Raw genomic sequence first — 26,282 nt, forward strand, 5'->3', positions numbered from 1 at the left:
GCGCGGGTTCACGGTCTAGGGGCCACGGCGATTCAAGCCTGATTCCCTGGCAGATCGACCTGTGCATCCAATAGGCTCATGAAAGCCCGCGCAGCGTTCGACAGCGTCCTTTCGGTGTGCACGATATAGCCTAGCTGGCGACTGAGCTGTATGCCCGGCAAAGCGATGCGTGCCACCTGATCATCGAGCATGGTGCGGGGCAGCACGCTCCAGGCCAGGCCGATGGAGACCATCATCTTGATGGTTTCCAGGTAGTTGGTGCTCATGGCGATGTTCGGCGTCAGGCCCTGGGCCTCGAACAGCCGCTGCACGATGTGGTGGGTAAAGGTGTTGCCCCCGGGAAACACCGCCGGGTGCCGGGCGATGTCCGCCAGGTTGACGCTGCCGTTGCTGATCAGGCTGTGTTCCGGCGCCACCACGAAATCCAGCGGGTCGTCCCACACCGGGGTGGCCCGCACCAGCGTGTGGGGCTCCGGGGCGAGGGTGATCACGGCCACCTCGGCGCGGCCGTGGAGGATTTCTTCGTAGGCCACTTCCGAATCGAGAAACTGAATATCCAGGGCGACGTTCGGGTACTCCCGGGTAAACGTACGCAGTACCGGCGGCAGGCGATGCAGGCCGATATGGTGGCTGGTGGCCAGAGTGAGGCGCCCGCTGACCTCGCCGGTGAGGTTGGTCAGGGCGCGGCGGGTGTCGTCCAGCACGTTGAGAATCTGATAAGCCCGCGGTAGTAATGCGCGCCCGGCTTCGGTGAGGCCGACTTCACGCCCCAGCCGGTCGAACAGGCGCACCTTTAATTGCTGCTCCAGGCCGGCGATGCGCTTGCTGATGGCGGGTTGGGTGAGGTGCAGTCGTTCGCCTGCACCGGAGAAGCTGCCGGTCTCGGCGATGGCGATAAAGGCATTGAGGTTGGCCAGGTCCATTGTGCTATTCCAGTTGGTAATCCAAAGCATAAAAAATATGAATTTGAGTTATTTAATGTAGCGCCATACCATCAGCCTCACAAGCCAAAGGGTTATTGAATCGTTCAAGGCCCGGGGCATAGAAACACCTGATGAGGACCGCGTGATGGCCGGCAAAACGCTTTACGACAAGCTTTGGGATTCCCATGAAGTGAAACGGCGCGATGATGGGTCGTCGCTGATCTACATCGACCGTCACATCATCCATGAAGTGACCTCGCCTCAAGCGTTCGAAGGCCTGCGACTGGCCGGGCGCAAGCCTTGGCGCGTCGACTCGATCATCGCCACCCCGGACCACAACGTGCCGACTACCCCGGAGCGTAAAGGCGGGATCGACGCCATCGTCGACACCGTGTCGCGCCTCCAGGTGCAGACCCTCGATGATTACTGCGACGAATATGGCATCACCGAATTCAAGATGAATGACGTGCGTCAAGGCATCGTTCACGTAATCGGCCCGGAGCAGGGCGCCACGTTGCCCGGCATGACCGTGGTCTGCGGTGACTCCCACACCTCCACCCACGGTGCGTTTGGCGCCTTGGCGCACGGCATCGGCACGTCCGAGGTGGAGCACGTTTTCGCCACCCAGTGCCTCGTTGCCAAGAAAATGAAGAACATGCTGGTGTCGGTGGAAGGTGAATTGCCTTTCGGCGTCACTGCCAAGGACATCGTCCTCGCGGTGATCGGCAAGATCGGCACCGCCGGCGGTAACGGCCATGCCATCGAATTCGCCGGCAGCGCGATTCGCGACCTGTCCATCGAAGGCCGCATGACCATCTGCAACATGTCCATCGAAGCCGGTGCCCGTGTGGGCATGGTGGCGGCGGATGAAAAGACCATTGCCTACGTCAAGGGTCGTCCATTCGCACCAAGCGGCGCCGATTGGGACGCGGCTGTCGAAGCCTGGAAAGACCTGGTGTCCGACGCCGATGCCGTATTCGACACCGTGGTCACCCTCGACGCTGCCCAGATCAAGCCGCAAGTCAGCTGGGGCACCTCGCCGGAAATGGTGTTGGCCGTTGATCAAAACGTGCCGGACCCGGCCAAGGAAACCGACCTGGTCAAGCGCGGTTCCATCGAACGCGCCTTGAAGTACATGGGCTTGAAAGCCAACCAGGCGATCACCGACATCCAGCTGGATCGCGTATTCATCGGCTCCTGCACCAACTCGCGGATCGAAGACTTGCGCGCTGCGGCCGTCATCGCCAAGGGCCGCAAAGTCGCCTCGACCATCAAGCAGGCGATCGTGGTGCCAGGTTCGGGTCTGGTTAAAGCCCAGGCTGAAGCCGAAGGCCTCGACAAGATCTTCCTCGAAGCCGGTTTTGAATGGCGCGAGCCGGGCTGCTCGATGTGCCTGGCAATGAACCCGGACCGCTTGGAGTCGGGCGAGCATTGCGCGTCCACCTCCAACCGTAACTTCGAAGGGCGTCAGGGCGCCGGTGGCCGTACCCACCTGGTGAGCCCGGCCATGGCCGCTGCGGCTGCCGTCAACGGTCGTTTCATCGACGTTCGCGAATTGATCTGAGGAATACCCGATGAAAGCTTTTACCCAACACACCGGTTTAGTCGCGCCGTTGGACCGTGCCAACGTGGACACCGACCAGATCATTCCCAAGCAGTTCTTGAAGTCGATCAAGCGCACCGGCTTCGGCCCGAACCTGTTCGACGAGTGGCGCTACCTGGACGTGGGCTACGCCTATCAGGACAACTCCAAGCGCCCGTTGAACAAGGAGTTCGTGCTCAACGCCGAACGTTACCAAGGCGCCAGCGTGTTGCTGGCCCGGGAAAACTTCGGTTGCGGCTCCAGCCGTGAGCACGCGCCGTGGGCCCTGGAAGAATATGGCTTTCGCAGCATCATCGCGCCGAGCTACGCCGACATCTTCTTCAACAACAGCTTCAAGAACGGCTTGCTGCCGATCATCTTGAGCGATGCCGAAGTGGACGAGTTGTTCCAGCAAGTGGAAGCCGATGTGGGCTACCAGCTGACCATCGACCTGGCGGCGCAGACCGTGACCCGTCCGGACGGCAAGGTGTATCACTTTGAAGTGGACGCCTTCCGCAAACACTGCCTGATCAATGGCCTGGACGACATCGGCCTGACCTTGCAGGACGGCGATGCGATTGCAGCGTTTGAGGCCAAGCACCGGGCGAGCCAGCCTTGGTTGTTTCGCGACGCTTGATTCTATGTAGACCGGGCTGGCCCCTTCGCGAGCAAGCCCGCTCCCACATTTGATTGCATTTCAACTGAAGAAACTCGGTCGAATGTGAGAGCGGGCTTGCTCGCGAAAGGGCCAGCAGCAGCAACACAAAAACCAGGACATCATCATGACCAGCACCGCCCACACCCAAGTCGTGCAAAAACAATTCGGCGAGCAGGCCTCGGCCTACCTGAGCAGCGCAGTTCACGCTCAAGGCACCGAATTCGCGCTGCTCCAGGCCGAACTGGCCGGGCAGGGCGCTGCACGACTGCTGGACCTGGGTTGTGGCGCCGGTCATGTGAGTTTCAACGTTGCGCCGTTGGTTAAAGAAGTGGTGGCCTACGACCTGTCCCAGCAAATGCTCGACGTAGTCGCCGCCGCTGCCGTGGACCGTGGCCTGGGCAACATCCGCACCGTGCATGGCGCCGCCGAGCGCCTGCCGTTTGCCGATGGCGAGTTCGACTTCGTGTTCAGCCGCTATTCGGCCCACCACTGGAGCGACCTCGGCCTGGCCCTGCGTGAAGTGCGCCGGGTGCTCAAGCCGGGCGGCGTGGCCGCGTTTGTGGACGTCTTGTCACCGGGCAGCCCGCTGTTGGACACTTACCTGCAAACCGTCGAAGTGCTGCGCGACACCAGCCACGTGCGCGACTATTCCGCCGGCGAGTGGATGCGCCACCTCAGCGAAGCCGGTTTGCATGTACGCAACAGCCGCCGCCAGCGCCTGTGCCTGGAATACACCTCGTGGGTGGAGCGCATGCGCACCCCGGAGGTATTGCGCGCCGCGATCCTGGAGTTGCAAAAGGCGATGGGCCAGGAAGTGCGCGATTATTTCGAGATTCAAGCCGACGGCACCTTCAGCACCGACGTGCTGGTGGTGTGGGCCGAACGCTGATTAATTTTTCCCGACCTGCCCATGGGCAGGTCGCTTGATGAAATGAGGAACTCATGAGCAAGCAGATTTTGATTCTCCCTGGCGACGGCATTGGTCCGGAAATCATGGCCGAAGCGGTCAAGGTCCTGGAAGTGGCCAACGCCAAGTACAGCCTGGGCTTCGAACTGAGCCACGACGTGATCGGCGGCGCGGCCATCGACAAGCACGGCGTGCCCCTGGCCGACGAGACCCTGGACTGTGCCCGCGCAGCCGACGCCGTGCTGCTAGGCGCCGTGGGTGGCCCGAAATGGGACAAGATCGAACGTGACATCCGCCCTGAGCGCGGCCTGTTGAAAATCCGTGCGCAACTGGGCCTGTTCGGCAACCTGCGCCCGGCGATCCTTTACCCGCAGCTGGCGGACGCTTCCAGCCTGAAGCCGGAAATCGTCGCGGGCCTGGACATCCTGATCGTCCGCGAGCTGACCGGCGGTATCTACTTCGGCTCGCCACGGGGCGTGCGGGAGTTGGAGAATGGTGAGCGTCAGGCCTACGACACCCTGCCGTACAGCGAGAGTGAAATCCGCCGTATCGCCCGTGTCGGTTTCGACATGGCCCGTGTGCGTGGCAAGAAGGTCTGCTCGGTGGACAAGGCCAACGTATTGGCCTCCAGCCAGCTGTGGCGTGAAATCGTCGAGGAAGTCGCCAAGGACTACCCGGACGTCGAGCTGAGCCACATGTACGTCGACAATGCCGCCATGCAGCTGGTGCGTGCACCGAAGCAGTTCGACGTGATCGTCACCGACAACCTGTTCGGCGACATCCTGTCCGACCAAGCCTCGATGCTCACCGGCTCCATCGGCATGCTGCCGTCGGCGTCCCTGGATGCCAACAACAAGGGCATGTACGAGCCGTGCCACGGTTCGGCGCCGGACATCGCCGGGCAGGGCATTGCCAACCCGTTGGCGACCATTTTGTCGGTGTCGATGATGCTGCGTTACAGCTTCAACCTGACCGACGCGGCGGCTGCCATCGAAAAGGCTGTGAGCCTGGTGCTGGACCAAGGCCTGCGCACCGGCGACATCTGGTCCCAGGGTTGCACCAAGGTCGGTACGCAAGAAATGGGCGACGCAGTAGTCGCCGCGTTGCGGAATCTGTAATCTCTCGGGCCCGCTTGCAGATGTTGCTGCAAGCGGCCCACTTTTGAACAAGGTGTAGTTGCGATGAAACGTGTAGGTCTGATCGGTTGGCGCGGTATGGTCGGTTCCGTGCTCATGCAGCGGATGCTGGAAGAGCAGGATTTTGATCTTATTGAGCCGGTGTTTTTCACCACCTCCAATGTAGGTGGTCAAGGGCCGTCCGTGGGCAAGGACATTGCTCCGCTCAAGGACGCCTACAACATTGAAGAACTGAAGACCCTTGACGTCATCCTGACCTGCCAGGGCGGCGACTACACCAGCGAAGTCTTCCCCAAGCTGCGCGAAGCCGGCTGGCAGGGTTACTGGATCGACGCCGCTTCCAGCCTGCGCATGCAGGATGACGCGGTCATCGTCCTGGACCCGGTCAACCGCAAGGTGATCGACCAGCAACTGGACGCGGGCACCAAGAACTACATCGGTGGCAACTGCACCGTCAGCCTGATGCTGATGGGCCTGGGCGGCTTGTTCGAAGCCGGCCTGGTGGAGTGGATGAGCGCCATGACCTATCAGGCGGCCTCCGGTGCCGGCGCGCAGAACATGCGTGAACTGATCAAGCAGATGGGCGCGACCCACGCGGCAGTCGCCGATCAACTGGCTGACCCGGCCAGCGCGATCCTCGACATCGACCGCCGTGTGGCCGAAGCCATGCGCAGTGAAGCCTACCCGACCGAGAACTTCGGCGTGCCACTGGCCGGTAGCCTGATCCCGTGGATCGACAAGGAACTGCCTAACGGCCAGAGCCGTGAAGAGTGGAAGGCCCAGGCCGAGACCAACAAGATCCTTGGTCGCTTCAAGAGCCCGATCCCGGTGGACGGCATCTGCGTGCGCATCGGCGCCATGCGTTGCCACAGCCAGGCGCTGACCATCAAGCTGAACAAAGACGTGCCGATTGCCGATATCGAAGGGCTGATCAGCCAGCACAATCCTTGGGTCAAGCTGGTGCCGAACAACCGCGATATCAGCATCCAGGAACTGAGCCCGAACAAGGTGACCGGTACCCTGAATGTGCCGGTTGGCCGTCTGCGCAAGCTGAACATGGGGACTCAGTACCTGGGCGCGTTCACCGTCGGCGACCAACTGCTGTGGGGCGCGGCTGAGCCGTTGCGTCGCATGCTGCGGATTTTGCTCGAGCGGTAATCGCTGCAGGTAATAAGAAACCCGCGTTCTGGTGACAGGCGCGGGTTTTTTATTGCTCTCTCGGGCCCTTTCGCGAGCAAGCCCGCTCCCACATTTGATCGCATTTCAACTGAAGTAACTCGGTCGAATGTGGGAGCGGGCTTGCTCGCGAAGAGGCCATCAGCCACACCACAAGCCCCAGGTTCATTGCCTCACCCCCGGCCACCCGGTAAAGTGCCGCTCCCCCCGCAATGCCCGAGGCAGCCCCCATGACCCAGACCTTTGATATTGCCGTGATCGGCGCCACCGGCACCGTTGGCGAAACCCTGGTGCAGATCCTCGAAGAGCAGGACTTCCCGGTAGGCAACCTGCACCTGCTGGCCAGCAGCGAGTCGGCCGGGCATTCGGTGCCGTTTCGGGGCAAGAACGTGCGGGTACGGGAAGTCGACGAATTTGATTTCAGCAAGGTCCAGTTGGTGTTCTTCGCCGCTGGCCCTGCGGTCACCTTGAGTTTTGCTCCGCGCGCCACCGCCGCCGGCTGCACGCTGATCGACCTGTCTGGCGCCTTGCCGGCCGATCAGGCGCCGCAAGTGGTGCCGGAAGCCAATGCCCACATCCTGGATGGCCTGAAAAAGCCGTACCAGGTCAGCAGCCCAAGCCCATCGGCCACCGCCCTGGCCGTGGTGCTGGCGCCACTGCGCGGCTTGCTGGATATCCAGCGCGTCAGCGTCACGGCCAATCTCGCCGTTTCCGCCCAGGGCCGTGAAGCGGTCAGCGAACTCGCCCGGCAGACCGCCGAGTTGCTGAACGTGCGCCCGTTGGAGCCAAAATTCTTTGATCGGCAGATGGCGTTCAACCTGCTGGCCCAGGTCGGCAAGCCTGACGGCCAGGGCCACACCGCCCTGGAAAAGCGCCTGGTGCACGAATTGCGTGCCGTGCTGGAAATGCCTTTGCTAAAGATTTCCGCAACCTGCGTTCAAGCCCCGGTGTTTTTTGGCGATAGCCTGACTGTGTCACTGCAATTGGGGGCAGCGGTCGATCTTGCCGCCGTCAACCTTGCCCTGGACTCGGCGCCGGGCGTCGAGCGGGTAGAAGAGGGCGATTACCCCACGGCGGTTGGCGATGCGGTCGGTCAGGATGTGGTCTACGTTGGTCGGGTGCGTGCGGGTGTCGATGATCCGGCGGAACTAAATATGTGGCTGACGTCAGATAACGTACGCAAAGGTGCCGCACTGAACGCCGTACAGCTGGCGCAGTTGTTGATAAAAGGCCTTGTGTAAAAGATACTTGGCGGCAATTTGTAGATTGATTCTAGCCAAGCGCTATGCTTGGCCCCAAGCTGGAAAGATTGCGCGTCGGTAACCTATCGGCTCGCCATGCCTTATGGCAGCGGTTACCACCCTTCTCGCAGGCCGGGGAGTGTTCAAAAAGGATGAGGCTATGGTTCAAGTTCGCAAACTGGTGTTAGCAATAGCGGCCGCCTCGGCGCTGTCCTCCGGTATGGCGCAAGCACTGCAGCTTGGGGAGATGACCCTCAAGTCGAAGCTGAACCAGCCGCTGTCGGTGGAGATCGAATTGCTCGACGTCGGTGGCCTGACCGCCTCCGAGATCACCCCCAGCCTCGCTTCGTCCCAAGCCTTTGTGGATGCGGGCGTTGATCGCCAGGCTTTCCTGAATGACTTGACGTTTACCCCGGTGGTCAACCCGAACGGCCGCAGTGTGGTGCGTGTCACCTCCAGCCAGCCGTTGCCTGATTCCTATGTGCGCTTCCTGCTGCAGGTGCAATGGCCGAACGGGCGCCTGATGCGCGACTACAGCGTATTGCTGGACCCGGCCAAGTTCGACCAGTCGACCCCGGCTGCCAGTGCACCCGCGCCCGCGCCACGTTTGAGCGCGCCTGCGACGGCTCCGGCTATCAGCAAGCCCAAGGAGCACACCACAACGTCCCACGACACCTTGTGGGAAATCGCCGCGAAGAACCGCAATGGTGCCTCGGTGCAGCAAACCATGCTGGCCATTCAGGCACTGAACCCTGATGCCTTTGTCGATGGCAACATCAACCGCATGAAAACCGGCCACGTCCTGCGCCTGCCGGATGCGGGGCAGAGCACCAGCCTGCCGCAACCGCAGGCGATTGCTGAAGTGACTGCGCAAAACGCGGCGTGGCGCGAGGGGCGTCGCGGCGCCAATCAGCCCGCCGGCAAGGCGCAGCTGGACGCGACCAAGCGTACCCAGGCGGGTAATGCACCGTCGCAGACCAATACCAAGGACAATTTGAGCCTGGTCTCGGCCGAAGCGGCCAGGAAGGGCGGGAAGGGCGCGGCGGGCGACAGCCGGGCCTTGAACAACAAGCTGGCGGTGACCCAGGAAAGCCTGGATTCGACTCGTCGCGAGAATGAAGAACTGAAAAGCCGCATGGCGGACCTGCAAAGTCAGCTGGACAAGCTGCAGCGGCTGATCGAGCTCAAGAACAATCAATTGGCCAAGTTGCAGACCCCGGGTGGTGCTGCGGCGCAGCCTGCTGCCACGGCCGCGATGCCGGCTGAAGTGGCTGCACAACCGGCGGCGCCGGCTGCGGCAACCCCGGTAGCAACCCCAGCGGCTGCGCCGGTCGAGACGCCGGTCAAGGCGGATGCGGCACCGGCCAGCACCGAAGGCAAATTCAATGACCTGCTGACCAACCCGATCGTGCTCGGCGTGATCGGCGGCGCGGCGGGCCTGCTGGTGCTGTTGCTTCTGCTGCTGTGGGCACGTCATCGCAACGCACGCCTTGAAGAAGAGAAACACCTGCGTATGGCGCGGGCCCTGGCTGAAGAGCCGGAATTTGCGCCGAACATTGATCACGATCTGCCATCCGACAGTTTCGAAGGCCTTGATGTACCGCCGCCGAACGTCAAGCTGGCTCCAGCTCCAGCTCCAGCTCCAGCCCCGGCGGCAATGGTTGCTCCGGTGATCGCGCCGGTCGTCGCCCCTGTTGCTGCAGAGCGCCCGGCCGACGCCCTGGCGCAAGCCCAGTCGCACATCGACCGTGGTCACCTGAACCAGGCCGCTGAAGTGCTGGAAGATGCAATCAAGCAAGAGCCTGCCCGTAGTGACCTGCGCCTCAAGCTGATGGAAGTCCACGGTTTGCAGGGCAACAAGGACGGTTTTGTCACTCAGGAGCGTCAACTGGTCGCCAATGGCGAGAATCATGCCCAGGTAGAACAGCTGAAAAGCCGCTTCCCGGGCATGGCCGTGCTAGCGGCCGGCGTCAGCGCTGCCGTTGCCGCCGCCGCCCTCGACGCCCAATACGTCAAGGACCTGCTCAAGGACGAACCTGCGCCGTCAGCACCAGAGCCTGCGCCTGAGCCGGACGCGTTTGACACCGACTTCGACCTGAGCCTGGACGATCTGGAGGCGGCTTCCCCGGCCGTGGTCAATCCGCAGTCGGACGACCTGAGCTTTGAGTCGGTGCTGCAACAGCAGACCGAGGCCAAGGCCAGCGCGGAAGACCTCTCGGACTTCGACCTGGACCTGCAGCTTGATCCGCCATCCTCGACCCAGTCCGACGACGACTTTCTCTCCGGTCTCGAAGACCAGATGAAGGACCTGCCACCGGTAGAGCCACCGACCCTGACGCCGGCTGATCTGGACGACCTCGACCTGCCGGAAGATTTCGACCTGTCTCTGGCTGACGAGCCTGATGCGCCTGCCGCGGCCAAGCCAGATGCATTCGCCTCCAAGCTTGATGACGTCAACGCCGAGCTGGATCGTCTGTCGCAAAGCCTGGAGCATCCGCCGATCGAGCCGTCCTTCACCGAAGAAGACGCGGCATTGGGGGGCGACGAGCCGGAATTCGACTTCCTGTCCGGTACCGATGAAGTGGCGACCAAGCTCGACCTGGCTCAGGCCTACATCGACATGGGCGATGCCGACGGTGCGCGGGACATTCTTGGCGAAGTGCTCAAGGAAGGCGACGACGGTCAGAAAGGCGAAGCCAAGGAAATGCTCAGCCGGCTGGCTTGATCCCTTCCCCCCCCACCTGTAGGAGCGAGCTTGCTCGCGAAGAACTCCCAGGCACCGCGTTCATCCAGGATGGGCGCGTTATCGTTAACGACCTTCGCGAGCAAGCTCGCTCCTACAAAAAGCCCCAAGCTCGGCGCGCGGCCTTATAATGGCCGCCTTTGCGCAACTCATCAGGCTCTCAGTTCTTGGCAAATATAGATAACGCGGCCGCCGAAATGGCGGCCGCAGGTTTTTTCAGAATCGCCCTGGGCGTGGAATACAAAGGCTCACGCTATCGCGGCTGGCAGCGCCAGGCCTCCGGCGTGCCGACGGTGCAGGAAACCCTGGAGAAGGCCCTGTCGAAAGTCGCCGACTCACCGGTGTCGCTGATGTGCGCCGGGCGGACCGACGCCGGCGTGCATGCCTGCGGGCAAGTGGTGCACTTCGATACCCAGGCCGAGCGCTCGATGAAGGCGTGGGTGATGGGCGCCAATATCAACTTGCCCCACGACGTCAGCGTCAGTTGGGCCAAGGTGATGCCGGCGGACTTTCACGCACGCTTCAAGGCCATCGCCCGGCGTTATCGCTATGTGATCTACAACGATCAGATCCGCCCGGCCCATCTCAACGAAGAAATCACCTGGAACCACCGCCCGCTGGACGCCGAGCGCATGGCTGAGGCCGCCCAGCATCTGGTGGGTATCCATGATTTCAGCGCGTTTCGTGCCGGCCAGTGCCAGGCCAAGTCGCCGATCAAGGAAGTCCATCACCTGCGGGTCACCCGCCACGGCAAGATGATCGTGCTGGATATTCGCGCCGGCGCCTTCCTGCACCATATGGTGCGTAACATCGCCGGGGTGCTGATGACCATCGGTACCGGCGAGCGTCCGGTGGAGTGGGCCAAGGAAGTGCTGGAAAGCCGGATTCGTCGCACCGGCGGCGTCACGGCGCATCCGTTCGGCCTGTACCTGGTGGATGTGGAGTACCGCGACGAGTTCGAATTGCCCCAGCGGTTCATCGGGCCACACTTCCTCACAGGTTTCAGCGAACTTGGCGGCTGACGCCCTCAAAAGCATTTGTTACCATCCGGGACTTTCTCGGACACGCCCTGAGGTTTCATCGACATGTCTGCCGTTCGCAGCAAGATTTGCGGGATTACCCGCATAGAAGACGCGTTGGCGGCGGTCGAGGCGGGGGCCGATGCCATCGGTTTCGTGTTTTATGCCAAAAGCCCGCGGGCGGTGAATGTGTTACAGGCGCGGGCGATCATTGCCGCGCTACCGCCGTTCGTGACCACCGTGGGGTTGTTTGTCAACGCCAGCCGTTGTGAACTCAATGAAACCCTCGATGCCGTGCAACTGGACATGTTGCAGTTTCACGGCGATGAAAGCCCTGACGAGTGCGAAAGCTACCAGCGTCATTATATCAAGGCGTTGCGGGTCAAGGCTGGCGACGATATCGCGGCGGCGTGCGCGGCTTATGCCGGAGCGCGCGGGGTACTTCTCGACACCTACGTCGAAGGCGTTCCCGGTGGTACCGGCGAAGCGTTTGACTGGTCATTGATTCCTGACGGCCTGAGCAAGCCGATCATCCTGGCGGGCGGCCTGAATCCGGGCAACGTGGCCAGCGCCATCCAGCAGGTGCGGCCGTACGCCGTGGACGTCAGCGGCGGGGTAGAGCAGGCCAGGGGCATCAAGGATCACGCAAAGATTCGCGCATTCATGCAGGCCGTGCGCGACAGCAGTGGCACGATGTGACGGCTGGCAGTCTGCCGCCGTCCATAACTACCACTGTGTAAAACAGCCCGGTGCCGCCTGTGGGAGGCCCGGAAATGAAGTGGCAACCCTGCACGGCAGGTTGTCTGGAAGGCTGAGGACACAGGCAGGAAATGGCAGGTCGAACGTCTGACCCCGTCCAGTTTGTGTCATCGCCACATATGAATTTAGCTCAAGGGCATACGCGGGGCTGTGTTCAAGCCACCGGTACTGGAGAAAGAAAGCATGAGCAACTGGTTAGTAGACAAACTGATCCCCTCGATCATGCGTTCCGAGGTGAAGAAAAGCTCGGTTCCTGAAGGTCTTTGGCACAAGTGCCCATCCTGCGACGCGGTGTTGTACCGCCCGGAGCTGGAAAAGACCCTGGACGTTTGCCCCAAGTGCAACCACCACATGCGTATCGGCGCCCGCGCCCGCATTGATATCTTCCTCGACGCCGATGGTCGCTCTGAACTGGGCGCCGACCTGGAGCCGGTTGACCGTCTGAAGTTCCGCGACGGCAAGAAGTACAAGGACCGCCTGACCGCGGCCCAAAAGCAGACCGGTGAGAAGGACGCGCTGATTTCTGTCAGTGGCAAGCTGCTGGGCATGCCAGTAGTGGTTTCCGCCTTCGAATTCTCCTTCATGGGCGGTTCCATGGGCGCCATCGTTGGCGAGCGTTTTGTGCGTGCCGCCAACTACGCCCTGGAAAACCGCTGCCCGATGATCTGCTTCGCGGCGTCCGGCGGCGCGCGGATGCAGGAAGCGCTGATTTCCCTGATGCAAATGGCCAAGACCTCTGCGGTACTGGCGCGTCTGCGCGAAGAGGGTATTCCGTTCATCTCCGTGCTGACCGACCCGGTCTACGGCGGCGTTTCCGCCAGCCTGGCGATGCTGGGTGATGTGATCGTCGGCGAGCCTAAGGCCCTGATCGGTTTCGCCGGCCCGCGTGTTATCGAGCAAACCGTTCGCGAAAAACTGCCGGAAGGTTTCCAGCGCAGCGAGTTCCTGCTGGAACACGGCGCGATCGACCTGATCATTCCCCGTGGCGAACTGCGCCCGCGCCTGGGTAGCCTGCTGGCCCAGATGATGGGCCTGCCGACGCCTGTGTACGTCGCGCCTAAAATCGAGCCAATCGTCGTGCCACCGGTGCCTGCAAACATATGACCCAACGTACCCTGGGCGAATGGCTCGCCTACCTTGAGCAGTTGCATCCGTCAGCCATCGACATGGGCCTGGAGCGCTCGCAACAGGTAGCGGCCCGCCTCGGGTTGGGCAGGCCGGCGCCGCGGGTAATCACGGTGACCGGTACCAACGGCAAGGGGTCTACCTGCGCCTTTGTCGCGGCCTTGCTGCAAGCCCAGGGACTGAAGGTCGGCGTTTACAACTCGCCGCACCTGCTGCGCTACAACGAGCGAGTGCAGCTCAATGGCGTCGAAGCCACTGATGAGCAGCTCTGCGAAGCCTTCGCCGCGCTCGATACCGGGCGTGGCGAGATTTCCCTGACTTATTTCGAGATGGGCACCCTGGCGGCGTTCTGGCTGTTCGAGCGTGCGCAACTCGATGTGGTGGTGCTGGAAGTCGGCCTGGGCGGGCGTCTGGACACGGTCAACGTGGTGGATGCCGACCTGGCGCTGATCACCAGCATTGGTGTCGACCATGCGGACTATCTGGGTAATACCCGTGAGTCCGTGGCCTATGAAAAGGCCGGGATTTTCCGCCAGGGCAAGCCTGCACTGTGCGGCGACCTGGATCCGCCGCATACCTTGCTGGACAAGGTGCGCGAGTTGGATTGCCCATTCTTCCTGCGTGGGCGTGATTTCAATCTCGAGATTGGCGACCTGCATTGGCAATGGCGCGGGGTGAATGCGCGCGGCCAGACCGTTGAATTGCGCGACCTGCCGCTGCTGAACCTGCCGATGGAAAACGCCGCGCTCGCGCTGCAAGCCTATTTGTTGCTGGATCTGCCCTGGCATGCCGAGCAGATTGCCGCTACGTTGCAGGCGACTCGCGTGGTGGGGCGCCTTGATCGGCGCAGCTTCGAATGGAAGGGCAAGCGCCTGAACCTGCTGCTGGATGTGGGGCATAACCCTCACGCTGCTGAATACCTGGCCAAGCGCCTGTCACGTACGCCGCCCGTCGGTCGCCGCCTCTCGGTGTTCGGGTTGCTGTCCGACAAGGACCTGGACGGTGTGGTTGCACCCTTGTTGGGCGACGTCCAGGCCTGGGCGGTTGCGCCGCTGGACACGTCCCGCAGTCGTCCTGCCGTCGAGTTGCAGGCCGCGTTGCAGAACCTTGGCGCGTCGGTGACGTCCCATGCAAGCGTGACGGCCGCCCTGGAAGCCCAGTGCGCGGTTGCGACGCCTGAGGATGAGATTCTGTTGTTCGGATCATTTTATTGTGTTGCCGAGGCACTCGAGTGGTTGGCCCGGCGCTCCACGGAGGAAGCTGCACATGGCATTACTGGATAGCGCATACAAGCAGCGAATGGTTGGAGCCCTGGTTCTGGTGGCGTTGGCGGTGATTTTTCTGCCGATGCTGTTTTCCCGTCAGGACGAGCAACGCCAGGTGACCGTCGAGGCCCCGGCTGCGCCCCAGGCGCCCGCAGTGCCTCAGGTTCAGGTTGAACCGGTGGTGGTTCCCGAGCCGCAAGCGCTGCCGGAAGAAGAGCCGGTGCCGACCGATGACGAAGTGGCTGCACAGCAAGCGCCGTCGATGCCGATTCAGCCGAGCGTACCGGTGGTGAAGCCTGCGCCTGCTGCTCCGGCAGTCGCGGCCAAGCCTGCGGCCCCGGCGCCAGCACCAAAACCTGTGGCGCCACAACCGGCTGCACCGGGCAAGCCGGACGTCGGTCAAAGCCGCATTGATCCGAATGGCTTGCCGATCAGTTGGTCGATCCAGTTGGCCAGCCTGGCCAATCGCGAAAGCGCCGAAGCCTTGCAGAAAACCCTGCGCAGCCAGGGTTACAACGCCTATATCCGCAGTGCCGACGGCAAGAACCGGGTATTTGTCGGGCCGCTGATCGAGCGCGCCGAGGCGGATCGCCTGCGTGACTCGCTGGATCGCCAGCAAAAACTCAAGGGTTTTGTGGTTCGCTTTCAGCCCGAAAAAGGCTAAGGCTGCAAGGATTCAAGCTGGAATGCGGTCAATGTGGGAGCGGGCTTGCTCGCGAAGGCGGTGTATCAGTCAGCAGATTTATTGGCTGGCCCACCGCCTTCGCGAGCAGGCCCGCTCCCACAGGTGTTTTGGGTGTGCCGCGACAGGCCGGTTTCCATTCCCCTATAACTCATTGAATTCAAATGCACAGCCAATCACAGCTTACCGATAGCCCGACGCTCTGCTAAAATGCGCCGCCTTATCCGTCTGTAGGCTGAACTGTGCCATTTACCTGGGTTGATTGGGCGATCGTTGCAATCGTCGCCATCTCCGCTTTGATCAGTCTGAGCCGCGGCTTCGTTAAAGAAGCATTGTCGCTGCTGACATGGATCATCGCAGGAGTTGTAGCCTGGATGTTCGGCGGTTCATTGTCCGTCTACCTGGCCGGATACATCGAAACACCTTCGGCTCGCGTCATCGCGGGCTGCGCCATCATGTTCATCGCCACGTTGTTGGTGGGGGCAATGGTCAATTATCTTATCGGCGAATTGATACGCGTCACCGGCCTCTCCGGGACCGATCGATTTCTCGGCATGGCGTTCGGCGCCGCGCGTGGCGGGTTGCTGGTGGTCGTGGCGGTCGGGCTGTTGAGCCTGGGGCCGGTACAGCAGGATTCGTGGTGGCAGGAGTCTGTACTCGTGCCAAAATTTCTATTGGTTGCAGATTGGTCCAAAAACCTCATTTTGGGGTGGAGCAGTCAGTGGCTGGCCAGCGGGATCAGCGTACCCGCTGATCTTCCGTTCAAGGAACACCTCTTGCCGGCCAAAACGCCTCAGTAAGTTGTGTTCAGTCAAGATTCATTAAGTAGGGGTTGCGTCGCATGTGTGGCATCGTCGGTATCGTCGGTAAGTCGAACGTGAATCAGGCGCTGTATGACGCGCTAACCGTCCTCCAGCACCGCGGCCAGGATGCTGCCGGTATTGTGACCAGCCACGACGGCCGGTTATTTCTGCGCAAGGACAATGGTCTGGTGCGCGACGTGTTCCATCAGCGCCACATGCAGCGCCTGGTCGGGCACATGGGCATTGGCCACGTGCGCTACCCGACAGCGGGCAGCTCGACCTCGGCCGAAGCCCAGCCGTTCTACGTCAACTCGCCGTATGGCATCACCCTGGCGCACAACGGCAACCTGACCAACGTTGAACAGCTGGCCAAGGAGATTTACGAATCTGACCTGCGCCACGTCAACACCAACTCGGACTCCGAAGTCCTGCTGAACGTGTTCGCCCACGAGCTGGCCCAGCGCGGCAAGCTGCAGCCGACCGAAGAAGACGTGTTCGCTGCCGTGACTGACGTGCACAACCGTTGCGTCGGCGGTTATGCCGTGGTGGCGATGGTGACCGGCTACGGCATCGTCGGTTTCCGCGACCCCCACGGCATCCGCCCGATCGTGTTCGGCCAGCGTCACACCGACGAAGGCGTCGAGTACATGATCGCTTCCGAAAGCGTGTCCCTGGACGTGCTGGGCTTTACCCTGATCCGCGACCTGGCGCCAGGCGAAGCGGTCTACATCACTGAAGATGGCAAGCTGCATACCCGTCAGTGTGCACTGAACCCGAAACTCACCCCGTGCATCTTCGAACACGTCTACCTGGCGCGTCCGGATTCGATCATCGACGGTGTTTCGGTGTACAAGGCGCGTCTGCGCATGGGCGAGAAGCTGGCGGACAAGATCCTGCGCGAGCGTCCTGACCACGACATCGACGTGGTTATCCCGATTCCGGACACCAGCCGCACCGCAGCGCTGGAGCTGGCGAACCACCTGGGCGTGAAATTCCGCGAAGGCTTCGTCAAGAACCGCTACATCGGCCGTACCTTCATCATGCCCGGCCAGGCCGCACGCAAGAAGTCGGTGCGTCAGAAGCTCAACGCGATCGAGCTGGAGTTCCGTGGCAAGAACGTGATGCTGGTGGATGACTCCATCGTGCGCGGCACAACCTGCAAGCAGATCATCCAGATGGCCCGCGAAGCCGGGGCGAAGAACGTTTACTTCTGTTCCGCCGCGCCTGCCGTGCGTTACCCGAACGTGTACGGCATCGACATGCCGAGCGCCCACGAACTGATCGCCCACAACCGTTCGACCCAGGACGTTGCGGACCTGATCGGCGCCGACTGGCTGATCTATCAGGACCTGCCGGACCTGATCGAAGCCGTCGGTGGTGGCAAGATCAAGATCGATGAGTTCGACTGCGCAGTGTTCGACGGCAAGTACGTCACCGGCGATGTCGACGAGGCCTACCTGAACAAGATCGAGCAGGCGCGTAACGATTCCTCGAAGATCAAGACCCAGGCGGTCAGCGCGATCATCGACCTGTACAACAACTGAGTAGACACCGGCCCTGAGGGGCCGGTTTTGTATCTTTGATAAAGCATTCGAGTTGAGGAGTAGAGCATGAGTCAGGAATGGGATGCCGGTCGTTTGGACAGCGACCTCGATGGCGTAGCTTTCGATACCCTGGCTGTGCGCGCCGGCCAGCACCGCACCCCGGAAGGTGAGCACGGTGACCCGATGTTCTTTACCTCCAGCTACGTGTTCCGCACAGCCGCCGACGCCGCTGCGCGTTTTGCCGGTGAAGTGCCGGGCAACGTGTATTCGCGCTACACCAACCCGACCGTGCGGGCGTTCGAAGAGCGTATCGCCGCGCTGGAAGGCGCCGAGCAAGCGGTCGCCACTGCCACGGGCATGGCCGCGATTCTTGCGGTGGTCATGAGCCTGTGCAGCGCCGGCGACCACGTCCTGGTCTCGCGCAGCGTGTTTGGTTCTACCATCAGCCTGTTCGAAAAGTACTTCAAGCGCTTTGGCATTGAAGTCGACTACGTGCCGCTGGCAGACCTGTCCGGCTGGGACGCGGCCATCAAGGCCAACACCAAATTGCTGTTCGTCGAGTCGCCGTCCAATCCGTTGGCCGAACTGGTGGACATTGCGGCACTGTCCGAAGTGGCTCACGCCAAGGGCGCGATGCTGATCGTCGACAACTGCTTCTGCACTCCGGCGCTGCAACAGCCGCTGAAGCTGGGCGCGGACATCGTCGTGCATTCGGCCACCAAGTTCATCGACGGCCAGGGTCGTTGCATGGGCGGTGTGGTTGCCGGTCGCAGCGAGCAGATGAAGGAAGTGGTGGGCTTCTTGCGCACTGCCGGCCCGACCCTGAGCCCGTTCAATGCCTGGATCTTCCTCAAAGGCCTGGAAACCCTGAGCCTGCGGATGAAGGCCCATTGCGCCAACGCCCAGGCCCTGGCCGAGTGGCTGGAGCAGCAGGATGGCATCGAGAAAGTCCACTACGCCGGCCTCAAGAGCCACCCGCAACACGCGTTGGCCCAGCGTCAGCAGCGTGGTTTTGGCGCGGTAGTGAGTTTCGAGGTCAAGGGCGGCAAAGAGGGCGCCTGGCGCTTTATCGATGCAACCCGCCTGATTTCCATCACCGCCAACCTGGGTGACAGCAAGACCACCATCACGCATCCAAGCACTACCTCCCACGGCCGCCTGGCGCCGCAGGAGCGTGAAGCGGCCGGTATCCGTGACAGCCTGATCCGCATTGCCGTGGGCCTGGAAGACGTTGCTGACTTGCAGGCCGATCTGGCCCGTGGGTTGGCTGCCCTGTGATCGAGTGGTCCATGGAAGCTGCGGGCGCCAGTAACGGGCGCGTCGCATTGGTGACCGGCGCGGCGCGGGGCATCGGCCTGGGCATTGCCGCCTGGCTGATCAGCGAAGGCTGGCAGGTGGTGCTCACGGATCTTGATCGTGAGCGCGGTTCCAAGGTGTCCAAGGTGCTCGGCGACAATGCCTGGTTTATCACCATGGACGTCGCGGATGAGCGGCAGGTTGCCCAGGGCGTGGCCGAGGTGCTGGGCCAGTTCGGTCGCCTGGATGCATTGGTGTGCAATGCGGCGGTGGCCGATCCGCGCAATATCACCCTGGAAAGTCTCGACCTGGCTTACTGGAACCGCGTAATGGCGGTGAACCTCAGTGGGCCGATGCTGCTGGCCAAGCACTGTGCGCCTTACCTGCGAGCCCACGGAGGTGCCATCGTTAACCTGGCGTCGACCCGGGCCCGCCAGTCGGAGCCGGATACGGAGGCTTACGCAGCGAGCAAGGGCGGTTTGCTGGCCCTGACCCACGCACTGGCCATGAGTCTTGGGCCGGAAGTGCGGGTCAATGCCGTCAGCCCGGGCTGGATCGATGCCCGTGACCCGGCTGCACGCCGTGCCGAGCCGCTGACCGATGCGGATCACGCCCAGCACCCGGCGGGCAGGGTAGGCACGGTGGAAGACGTGGCGGCGATGGTGGCGTGGTTGCTGTCGCGCAATGCCGGGTTTGTGACTGGCCAGGAGTTCGTCGTCGACGGTGGCATGAGCAAGAAGATGATTTACAACGAGTAGGGTGGGTCGCAGTGCTGAAGTCATTTTGTCTTTTTCGGAAAAACTTCAAGCAGGCTATTGACTTAGGTCCGCTACCTGCGTAAATTTCGCGGCCTCAACGAAGCAAAGGGTGATTAGCTCAGCTGGGAGAGCATCTGCCTTACAAGCAGAGGGTCGGCGGTTCGATCCCGTCATCACCCACCACTTCTTGAGAGTTTTGCCTTCGGGCAAGACGCAACGTTAAAGGTTGCACCGACGCGCAGCGGTAGTTCAGTCGGTTAGAATACCGGCCTGTCACGCCGGGGGTCGCGGGTTCGAGTCCCGTCCGCTGCGCCATATTTTCCAGGTCTGATGATTCAGATTTGAGATTGAACAGCCAAGGCTGATCAGTCAGATGTTTGAAGGCGGTTGAAGGTGACACTTCAGCAGTCTGAGCGATACGCAGCGGTAGTTCAGTCGGTTAGAATACCGGCCTGTCACGCCGGGGGTCGCGGGTTCGAGTCCCGTCCGCTGCGCCATATCTGTTCCAGGGCCCACTGAACGCCCTGAGACGCCAAAGCAAGCCGCTGGCTTGGTTGGATCGATAGCAAAGACCCTGGTCGAAAGACCGGGGTTTTTTGTGTCTGCGATTTGGCTCGGTGCTTGATGTGCAGGGGCCGGCAAGCCAGCCCCGCGATCCGGGATCAGAACCCCAGCTTGTCCCGCAGCCCGTAATACCAGGCCCCCAGTGCCGCAAACGGCGTGCGCAACAGTTGCCCGCCCGGGAACGGGTAGTGCGGCAGGTCGGCAAATGCATCAAAACGCTCAGCCTGGCCTCTCAGTGCTTCGGCCAGCACCTTGCCCGCCAAGTGGGTGTACGTCACGCCATGGCCGCTGCAGCCCTGGGAATAGTAGATGTTGTCCCCCAGGCGGCCGACCTGCGGCAGACGCGACAGGGTCAGCAGGAAATTGCCGGTCCAGGCGTAGTCGATCTTCACATCCTTGAGCTGCGGGAACGCCTTGAGCATCTTCGGCCGGATGATCGCTTCGATATTCGCCGGGTCTCGCGCGCCATACACCACGCCACCGCCGAAGATCAGGCGCTTGTCGCTAGTGAGTCGGTAGTAATCCAGCAAATAGTTGCAGTCCTCGACGCAGTAATCCTGCGGCAACAGCGTCTTCGCCAGCTCGTCACCCAGTGGCGCAGTCGTGATGACCTGCGTACCGCACGGCATCGACTTGGCTGCCAGCTCCGGCACCAGGTTCCCGAGATACGCATTTCCCGCGACAATAATGAACTTCGCCCTGACCTTGCCGTGGGCCGTATGCACCACCGGATTGGCGCCGCGTTCAATGCGAATCGCCGCCGACTGCTCGTAGATCGTGCCGCCGAGGGACTCAACCGCCGCCGCTTCGCCCAGCGCCAGGTTAAGCGGGTGAATGTGCCCGCCGCTCATGTCCAGGAGGCCGCCTACATAGTTGTCACAGGCGACCACTTCGCGAATGCGGCGCTCGTCCAGCAACTCCAGCTGTGTGTGACCGTAGCGCTCCCACAGGCGCTTCTGCGACTCCAGGTGGCCCATGTGCTTGCTGTTCAGGGCGGCAAACACGCCGCCGTCCTTCAAGTCGCACTGGATCTGATACTTGGCCACACGCTCCCGAATGATCTTGCCGCCTTCAAACGCCATCGCGCCCAGCAACTGCGCCTGCTTGGGGCCGACACTGCGCTCGATCACATCGATATCACGGCTGTAACTGTTGACGATCTGCCCGCCGTTGCGGCCCGACGCGCCAAACCCCACCTTGGCGGCTTCCAGCACTGTTACGCGAAAACCGTTCTCCAGCAGGAACAGCGCGCTGGAAAGCCCGGTATAGCCGGCACCAATCACGCACACATCGGTTTCGACTTCACCTTGCAGCTCAGGGCGAGGAGGTACCGCATTCGCAGACGCGGCGTAATACGACTGGGGGTAGGGGGTGTTCGCCATCCTGGAACCTCTGTTTTATATTTTTTACGAGTGCGCCGATCCTACCTGAGTTGAAAATCCGCTGCCAGCCACCGGAAAAATACTGTCGTGCCGCCCACAAATAAAAAATTCGCATATTCATAGGCTTAGCTGCAAAAAAGGTGTTGACACCCCTCGGGAATTCCGTAGAATGCCGCCTCACAGCAGGCACGTAGCTCAGTTGGTTAGAGCACCACCTTGACATGGTGGGGGTCGTTGGTTCGAGTCCAATCGCGCCTACCAAACAAAATCCGCTCTGCTGGGCGGTCTAGAAGGGCTCACCGAAAGGTGGGCCCTTTTTTGTTGCCTGACTAAAATCACAGGCAAAGAAAAGCCCGCGATGGGGGCGCGGGCTTGAGGGTTTCACCAGGAGCAGGCAAACCATAGGGGTTCATCTGTGAAAGGAATGTGAAAGGGTTTCAGCGCCCAGCGTTCTCACCCGCCAGAGCCAGGTTACCCAGCACCTCATCAATCAGCCCAAGCTGCCAGTTGAAGTACGGATTGAACGTCAACCGCGCGTGCATCTTGCCCGGCTCACGATAACCCCAGTCCGAATACCATACCTCTGACCCTTGTTCACAGGCGCGGGTAGCGTCTTCCGTCTGGCCGTTCCAGCAAAACCGCAGGCTGCCGTGTTCGCCGTAGAGCGCGTTGTCGGGTGAGAACAACAGCCCCATGTGCGAGAACTGGCTGATCCGCAACTCCGGCAGGTAGTCAGTGCGTGCTTTGACTCGCCGGGTATCCCAGGCGCTTTCCGGCAGTGTGCCGTACCAGGCGAGGCGGCTGTGGGGATTACTGAAGCGCTGCTGGAAGGTCTCCAGCACATAGTTCGTATCTAGCACTGAGTCGTGGGCTGCGACGGCAATGAACACCGGTTTGTCATAGGGGCGCCGCTCCAGGTCCTGGCGGGCCACTCGGCTGCTTCTGTAGAACTGGGCGAAGCCATTGGTGGGGACGGTCATGTAGCGCACCAGGCTCTGTTGTGGCCGGCTTGCGTCTGGTGCCAGCAGCCACGGGCGCGCCCAACTGATCAGGGGCGTCAGCCAGTCGTAGGTCATGCTGGACTGGAACGCGGGGGAGAACAGCAGCAGCCCGGCGACGTCGTCGTGTTTGTAGGCGTAGTCGAGGACCAGGTTGGCACCGGTGGAGAAGCCGCCGAGGTAAATCTCGCCCACTTCTGCGCGAAGGATCGCGGCCTGTTCGTCCACCACCCGGCGCCAGTCTTCCATACGTACTTGCAGCATGTCCGCCGGTTGTGTGCCGTGGCCGGGCAGCAGCACGGTCCTCACCAGAAAGCCTCGGGCGGCCAGTGCGCTGCCGATATCGTGGAACGACCACGGAGAGTCGCCCAGGCCGTGCACCAGAATGATCCCGCGCTTGGGGGCGCCTACGGGGCGCCATTCTTGTGGTGCGTTCCAGTTGAGTTCGGCTTCCCTGTCGGTGCCCTGGAAGTCGCGATGGTCCCGCAGCCATTGCAAGGTATCGAGGCGGTAGGCTTCGAATGATTTCTGGCCCAGCGGCATGCCCGGTTCTGCGATGGCGCTCGTGCAGAGCAAAAAGGCGAGGATGCCGCCAGCAACGCTCCAGAGCGTTATTCGGGGCTGCCTGTAAGGTTTGTTGTTCAAGACAGGTTCTCAGCGGAGCGTAACCGTAAGGTCATGCACGATAATGACCTGCTTTGTATCGCCGATAGTGCGAAACAGTAGCAAGACGTTTCTTATGACCTCAGAAACGGTCTAACCGATAGGGCTCAAGTGCCAGCAACCCGTTGGGCGCAGACGTTGCCAGCTGTGCAATCAACTCCGCCGTCACCGCCGCCTGCGTCAGCCCCAGATGCTGGTGCCCAAACGCAAGCAAGACCTTGCCATCGCACACCTTGTCGATGATGGGCAGCGAGTCCGGCAGGGAGGGGCGAAACCCCATCCACGGCGTCGCATCTTCGGCACTCAAATCACGACGAAACAGCCCCTGACTCAGCCGGTGCAACTGCCACGCGCGCTCCATGTTCGGCGGGCGATCGAGGCCGGCAAACTCGACGGTGCCTGCCAGCCGCAATCCTGCGTCCATGGGCGTCATGATGAACTTGCGCTCCAGCGACGTGACGGCGAACGGTAGCCGCCCATGCTCATTGGGTAGCATCAAGTGATAACCGCGCTCTGTATCCAGCGGGACCTTTTTGCCGGTCAGTTCGGCGGTCAATTTGGCCGAATGCGCACCGCAGGCGATCAACACCTGACGCGCCGCGACCGCGCCTTGGTCGGTCCTCAGCGAAACACCGTGCTCATCCAGCTTCCCACCCAAAACCGGGTGCTTGAGAAATTGCACCCCGCAGGCCTTGGCCGCCTCCACGAGTTCACACACCACCCGGTAAGGATCGAGAAAATGCCCGGTGCGGGAAAAGAACAACCCACCCTGAATCCCTTCGCTGAGTTGCGGCGCTACTTTCTGTATCGCACTGGCCTGCCAGTAATCCACCGGCACTGCTTGCTGGCGCATGCGTGCCTGCAAGGCGTCGATGGCCTGACGGGAGTCGGGGCGCTCGAAGATCAGCAATGAGCCGTCTTCGCGCATCAGTTCGGTACGGTCGATACTGCCCAGCAGACGGTGCCAGGCCCCCAGGCTGTTTTCATTCAGCGCGCGGATGCCGGCGACGGTGCGCTGGAATGGCGCCGGTCGCAGATTCAACAGCAGCCGGGTAAACCAGGGCAGGGCGCGCGGCAGGTATTTCCAGTCCAGGCGCAGCGGGCCCATCGGGTCCATGAGCATGGCTGGCAAGCGTGTAAGGATCGACGCATCCGCGATGGGAAACACTTGCTCGGTTGCCAGGTGCCCGGCGTTGCCGAACGAGGCGCCGTGGCCGGGTGGCTGTTGGTCGATGACCACCACGCTCAGCCCCTGGCGTGCCAGTTGCAGCGCGCAGGCGACACCGATGATGCCGGCCCCGACCACGGCGATGTCTGGAATGACGTTATCGCTCATGGCCTAGGCTTCTCTCTGACCTTCGAGCAAGCGCCGCAACAACAATGGATTGCCATGTTGCAGTGCCGTCGGCAGCAAGCCGTCCGGGAAATCCTGGTAGCACACTGGCCGCAGGAATCGCAGGATGGCGGCGGTGCCCACCGAGGTGGTGCGCGAGTCCGAGGTGGCCGGGAAGGGCCCGCCATGCACCATTGCATCACAGACTTCCACGCCGGTCGGCCAGCCGTTGACGAGCAGGCGACCGGCCTTGCGTTCCAGGGTCGGCAGCAATGCGCGGGCGGCGTCCAGATCGTCGTCATCCAGATGCAGGGTGGCGGTCAACTGGCCTTCCAGGTGTTCGCTGACCTGGCGGACTTCATCGGCGTTGGCACATTGCACGATCAAGGAGGCGGCGCCGAATATCTCGGCCTGCAAGCTGTGGTTGGCGAGAAAATGTTTTGCGTGGGTCACAAACAGGTTGGCCTGGCCTTGGTTCGGGCCTTGCGCCGCCAACCCTTTGCCCGCGACATGAGCCTGCTTCGCCAGCACGCTGATGCCGTCTTCATAAGCCTTGAAGATTCCCGGTGTAAGCATGACCTGGGCAGCGCTGCGCTGAAGCAGATTGGCAGCGTTGTCGATGAAGTGGTCCAGCGCCTGCCCTGCAACGGCAATCACCAACCCGGGATTGGTGCAGAACTGGCCGGCACCCTGGGTCAGGGACGTGACAAACCCCTGGGCCAAAGCTTCACCGCGCGCGCTCAACGCGGCGGGAAACAGGTAGACCGGATTGATCGAACTCATCTCCGCATACACCGGAATCGGCTCGGGGCGTGCCTGGGCCGCTTGGCACAAGGCGATGCCGCCGCTGCGCGAACCGGTGAAACCCACGGCCTTAATACGTGGGTCACAGACCAGCGCAATACCCACTTCGCGTCCCGAGCCGTATAACAGCGAAAACACACCGTCAGGCAAGCCACATTGCTGAACGGCCTTGGCCACCGCGCGACCCACCAGTTCGCTGGTGCCAGGATGCGCTCCGTGAGCCTTCACGATCACCGGGCAACCGGCCGCCAGTGCCGAGGCGGTATCACCGCCGGCCACCGAGAATGCCAGCGGAAAATTACTCGCACCGAACACCGCCACCGGCCCCAGCGGCACCTGGCGTTGGCGCAGGTCCGAGCGGGGCAGGGGCTGGCGATCAGGCTGCGCGGTATCAACCCGCACATCCAGCCATTCACCCGCGCGCACGGTGCGGGCGAAGGTGCGCAGTTGGTGACAGGTGCGCCCGCGCTCGCCCTGGATGCGTGGGCGGGGCAGGCCGGTTTCGGCCATCGCCCGTTCAATCAGCTCATCGCCCAGGGCTTCGATTTCATTGGCGATGGTTTCAAGGAATTCGGCGCGAGCCGCCAATGGCGTTTCGCGGTAGGTATCGAAGGCACTCCATGCCAACGCGCAGGCTTGGTCTACCTGCTCGGCAGTGCCGCCGGCGTAGGCGGGTTCCAGTGCAAGGTTGGTGGCAGGATTGATCGCCCGAATTGCCTCGCGGCTGCCTGGAATGGAGTGCTGACCAATCAGCATGGTGCCCGTCAGAGTCATGGCGTAGTCCTGAAAGTAAAGATGGGCTTGGCAAAGAGAATCCACTGTGGGAACTGTCGAGCCCGAGTGAGGCTGCGATGCAGGCGCTGCGGTCTGGCAGGTACAGCGCGGTGATCCCATCGCAGCCTCGCTGGGGCTCGACAGCTC

The 26,282-nt window shown here is 61.9% G+C and carries 21 protein-coding genes and 4 tRNA genes; 20 read left to right on the forward strand and 5 right to left on the reverse strand.

The features are described 5' to 3' along the window. Positions 1 to 32: 32 nt before the first annotated feature. The gene (locus tag D109_RS0122180; protein WP_017478796.1) at positions 33 to 923 is read right to left on the reverse strand and encodes a LysR family transcriptional regulator; all 891 of its coding nucleotides are present in this window, start codon (positions 921 to 923) and stop codon (positions 33 to 35) included. A 145-nt stretch (positions 924 to 1,068) separates the two neighbouring features. On the opposite strand from D109_RS0122180, the gene leuC reads away from it, so the two are divergent. From leuC to D109_RS0122275, 19 genes are all read left to right on the forward strand, one after another. After that, the gene (leuC, locus tag D109_RS0122185; RefSeq protein WP_003212658.1) at positions 1,069 to 2,487 is read left to right on the forward strand and encodes a 3-isopropylmalate dehydratase large subunit; all 1,419 of its coding nucleotides are present in this window, start codon (positions 1,069 to 1,071) and stop codon (positions 2,485 to 2,487) included. 10 nt (positions 2,488 to 2,497) lie between these two features. Further along, complete coding sequence (gene leuD, locus D109_RS0122190) at positions 2,498 to 3,142, forward strand: 3-isopropylmalate dehydratase small subunit (RefSeq protein WP_017478797.1); 645 nt, start codon at positions 2,498 to 2,500, stop codon at positions 3,140 to 3,142. Positions 3,143 to 3,287: 145 nt separating this feature from the next. Continuing rightward, positions 3,288 to 4,052 (forward strand): class I SAM-dependent methyltransferase, encoded by a 765-nt coding sequence (locus D109_RS0122195; RefSeq protein WP_017478798.1) that lies wholly within the window; start codon positions 3,288 to 3,290, stop codon positions 4,050 to 4,052. A 53-nt stretch (positions 4,053 to 4,105) separates the two neighbouring features. Beyond that, positions 4,106 to 5,188, forward strand: coding sequence for a 3-isopropylmalate dehydrogenase (leuB, locus tag D109_RS0122200; protein ID WP_017478799.1), 1,083 nt, complete (start codon positions 4,106 to 4,108; stop codon positions 5,186 to 5,188). 63 nt (positions 5,189 to 5,251) lie between these two features. Beyond that, positions 5,252 to 6,364: an aspartate-semialdehyde dehydrogenase gene (gene asd, locus D109_RS0122205; protein ID WP_010175747.1), complete on the forward strand. Its 1,113-nt coding sequence runs from the start codon at positions 5,252 to 5,254 to the stop codon at positions 6,362 to 6,364. Positions 6,365 to 6,612: 248 nt separating this feature from the next. Further along, positions 6,613 to 7,623 (forward strand): aspartate-semialdehyde dehydrogenase, encoded by a 1,011-nt coding sequence (locus D109_RS0122210; protein ID WP_017478800.1) that lies wholly within the window; start codon positions 6,613 to 6,615, stop codon positions 7,621 to 7,623. A gap of 160 nt (positions 7,624 to 7,783) precedes the next feature. Next, entirely contained in the window at positions 7,784 to 10,348 is a 2,565-nt protein-coding gene (locus D109_RS0122215; protein ID WP_017478801.1) for a FimV/HubP family polar landmark protein, read from the forward strand. 215 nt (positions 10,349 to 10,563) lie between these two features. Next, positions 10,564 to 11,388, forward strand: a complete 825-nt coding sequence (gene truA, locus D109_RS0122220; RefSeq protein ID WP_017478802.1) for a tRNA pseudouridine(38-40) synthase TruA — start codon at positions 10,564 to 10,566, stop codon at positions 11,386 to 11,388. A 63-nt stretch (positions 11,389 to 11,451) separates the two neighbouring features. After that, positions 11,452 to 12,084, forward strand: a complete 633-nt coding sequence (locus tag D109_RS0122225; RefSeq protein ID WP_017478803.1) for a phosphoribosylanthranilate isomerase — start codon at positions 11,452 to 11,454, stop codon at positions 12,082 to 12,084. Positions 12,085 to 12,327: 243 nt separating this feature from the next. Next, complete coding sequence (gene accD, locus D109_RS0122230; RefSeq protein WP_003212675.1) at positions 12,328 to 13,248, forward strand: acetyl-CoA carboxylase, carboxyltransferase subunit beta; 921 nt, start codon at positions 12,328 to 12,330, stop codon at positions 13,246 to 13,248. Then, positions 13,245 to 14,552 (forward strand): bifunctional tetrahydrofolate synthase/dihydrofolate synthase, encoded by a 1,308-nt coding sequence (gene folC / locus D109_RS0122235; RefSeq protein WP_017478804.1) that lies wholly within the window; start codon positions 13,245 to 13,247, stop codon positions 14,550 to 14,552. The genes accD and folC overlap by 4 nt, the downstream gene beginning before the upstream one ends. After that, positions 14,536 to 15,198: an SPOR domain-containing protein gene (locus D109_RS0122240; RefSeq protein WP_026078150.1), complete on the forward strand. Its 663-nt coding sequence runs from the start codon at positions 14,536 to 14,538 to the stop codon at positions 15,196 to 15,198. The genes folC and D109_RS0122240 overlap by 17 nt, the downstream gene beginning before the upstream one ends. Positions 15,199 to 15,458: 260 nt before the next feature. Further along, positions 15,459 to 16,016: a CvpA family protein gene (locus D109_RS0122245; protein ID WP_003212681.1), complete on the forward strand. Its 558-nt coding sequence runs from the start codon at positions 15,459 to 15,461 to the stop codon at positions 16,014 to 16,016. A gap of 41 nt (positions 16,017 to 16,057) precedes the next feature. Next, positions 16,058 to 17,563 carry an amidophosphoribosyltransferase gene (gene purF, locus D109_RS0122250; RefSeq protein ID WP_017478807.1) on the forward strand — a complete coding sequence of 502 codons (1,506 nt, stop codon included), beginning with the start codon at positions 16,058 to 16,060 and terminating at the stop codon, positions 17,561 to 17,563. A 66-nt stretch (positions 17,564 to 17,629) separates the two neighbouring features. Then, complete coding sequence (locus D109_RS0122255) at positions 17,630 to 18,841, forward strand: O-succinylhomoserine sulfhydrylase (RefSeq protein WP_017478808.1); 1,212 nt, start codon at positions 17,630 to 17,632, stop codon at positions 18,839 to 18,841. A gap of 11 nt (positions 18,842 to 18,852) precedes the next feature. Beyond that, positions 18,853 to 19,617: an SDR family oxidoreductase gene (locus tag D109_RS0122260; protein ID WP_017478809.1), complete on the forward strand. Its 765-nt coding sequence runs from the start codon at positions 18,853 to 18,855 to the stop codon at positions 19,615 to 19,617. 107 nt (positions 19,618 to 19,724) lie between these two features. Then, positions 19,725 to 19,800 (forward strand) — tRNA-Val (locus D109_RS0122265). Between the two features lie 55 nt (positions 19,801 to 19,855). After that, positions 19,856 to 19,932: transfer RNA gene (locus tag D109_RS0122270), tRNA-Asp, on the forward strand. A gap of 105 nt (positions 19,933 to 20,037) precedes the next feature. Further along, a tRNA-Asp gene (locus D109_RS0122275) sits at positions 20,038 to 20,114 on the forward strand. A gap of 165 nt (positions 20,115 to 20,279) precedes the next feature. Here D109_RS0122275 and D109_RS0122280 read toward each other — a convergent pair. Continuing rightward, positions 20,280 to 21,563, reverse strand: coding sequence for an FAD-binding oxidoreductase (locus D109_RS0122280; RefSeq protein WP_017478810.1), 1,284 nt, complete (start codon positions 21,561 to 21,563; stop codon positions 20,280 to 20,282). Positions 21,564 to 21,747: 184 nt separating this feature from the next. Here D109_RS0122280 and D109_RS0122285 point away from each other — a divergent pair. Next, positions 21,748 to 21,824: transfer RNA gene (locus tag D109_RS0122285), tRNA-Val, on the forward strand. A gap of 176 nt (positions 21,825 to 22,000) precedes the next feature. Here the strand turns inward: D109_RS0122285 and D109_RS0122290 are convergent. From D109_RS0122290 to D109_RS0122300, 3 genes are all read right to left on the reverse strand, one after another. Beyond that, on the reverse strand, positions 22,001 to 23,104 hold the full coding sequence (locus tag D109_RS0122290) for a carboxylesterase (protein ID WP_026078152.1): 1,104 nt from the start codon (positions 23,102 to 23,104) through the stop codon (positions 22,001 to 22,003). A 202-nt stretch (positions 23,105 to 23,306) separates the two neighbouring features. Continuing rightward, positions 23,307 to 24,560: an FAD-binding oxidoreductase gene (locus D109_RS0122295; protein WP_017478812.1), complete on the reverse strand. Its 1,254-nt coding sequence runs from the start codon at positions 24,558 to 24,560 to the stop codon at positions 23,307 to 23,309. A gap of 3 nt (positions 24,561 to 24,563) precedes the next feature. Then, complete coding sequence (locus D109_RS0122300) at positions 24,564 to 26,135, reverse strand: aldehyde dehydrogenase (NADP(+)) (protein ID WP_017478813.1); 1,572 nt, start codon at positions 26,133 to 26,135, stop codon at positions 24,564 to 24,566. Between the last annotated feature and the right edge of the window lie 147 nt (positions 26,136 to 26,282).

This window comes from Pseudomonas sp. PAMC 26793 (assembly GCF_000313235.1).
GTDB lineage: Bacteria > Pseudomonadota > Gammaproteobacteria > Pseudomonadales > Pseudomonadaceae > Aquipseudomonas > Aquipseudomonas yamanorum.

Excerpts from the sequence above, each read along its gene's own strand:
- leuD (WP_017478797.1), top strand. The coding sequence starts at position 2,498 with ATGAAAGCTTTTACCCAACACACCGGTTTAGTCGCGCCGTTGGACCGT.
- purF (WP_017478807.1), top strand. The coding sequence starts at position 16,058 with ATGTGTGGCATCGTCGGTATCGTCGGTAAGTCGAACGTGAATCAGGCG.
- accD (WP_003212675.1), top strand. The coding sequence starts at position 12,328 with ATGAGCAACTGGTTAGTAGACAAACTGATCCCCTCGATCATGCGTTCC.
- D109_RS0122240 (WP_026078150.1), top strand. The coding sequence starts at position 14,536 with ATGGCATTACTGGATAGCGCATACAAGCAGCGAATGGTTGGAGCCCTG.
- asd (WP_010175747.1), top strand. The coding sequence starts at position 5,252 with ATGAAACGTGTAGGTCTGATCGGTTGGCGCGGTATGGTCGGTTCCGTG.
- D109_RS0122260 (WP_017478809.1), top strand. The coding sequence starts at position 18,853 with ATGGAAGCTGCGGGCGCCAGTAACGGGCGCGTCGCATTGGTGACCGGC.
- D109_RS0122255 (WP_017478808.1), top strand. The coding sequence starts at position 17,630 with ATGAGTCAGGAATGGGATGCCGGTCGTTTGGACAGCGACCTCGATGGC.
- truA (WP_017478802.1), top strand. The coding sequence starts at position 10,564 with ATGGCGGCCGCAGGTTTTTTCAGAATCGCCCTGGGCGTGGAATACAAA.
- D109_RS0122210 (WP_017478800.1), top strand. The coding sequence starts at position 6,613 with ATGACCCAGACCTTTGATATTGCCGTGATCGGCGCCACCGGCACCGTT.
- D109_RS0122280 (WP_017478810.1), bottom strand. The coding sequence starts at position 21,563 with ATGGCGAACACCCCCTACCCCCAGTCGTATTACGCCGCGTCTGCGAAT.
- D109_RS0122290 (WP_026078152.1), bottom strand. The coding sequence starts at position 23,104 with ATGCCGCTGGGCCAGAAATCATTCGAAGCCTACCGCCTCGATACCTTG.
- D109_RS0122300 (WP_017478813.1), bottom strand. The coding sequence starts at position 26,135 with ATGACTCTGACGGGCACCATGCTGATTGGTCAGCACTCCATTCCAGGC.
- leuC (WP_003212658.1), top strand. The coding sequence starts at position 1,069 with ATGGCCGGCAAAACGCTTTACGACAAGCTTTGGGATTCCCATGAAGTG.
- D109_RS0122180 (WP_017478796.1), bottom strand. The coding sequence starts at position 923 with ATGGACCTGGCCAACCTCAATGCCTTTATCGCCATCGCCGAGACCGGC.
- D109_RS0122225 (WP_017478803.1), top strand. The coding sequence starts at position 11,452 with ATGTCTGCCGTTCGCAGCAAGATTTGCGGGATTACCCGCATAGAAGAC.
- D109_RS0122215 (WP_017478801.1), top strand. The coding sequence starts at position 7,784 with ATGGTTCAAGTTCGCAAACTGGTGTTAGCAATAGCGGCCGCCTCGGCG.
- folC (WP_017478804.1), top strand. The coding sequence starts at position 13,245 with ATGACCCAACGTACCCTGGGCGAATGGCTCGCCTACCTTGAGCAGTTG.
- D109_RS0122295 (WP_017478812.1), bottom strand. The coding sequence starts at position 24,560 with ATGAGCGATAACGTCATTCCAGACATCGCCGTGGTCGGGGCCGGCATC.
- leuB (WP_017478799.1), top strand. The coding sequence starts at position 4,106 with ATGAGCAAGCAGATTTTGATTCTCCCTGGCGACGGCATTGGTCCGGAA.
- D109_RS0122195 (WP_017478798.1), top strand. The coding sequence starts at position 3,288 with ATGACCAGCACCGCCCACACCCAAGTCGTGCAAAAACAATTCGGCGAG.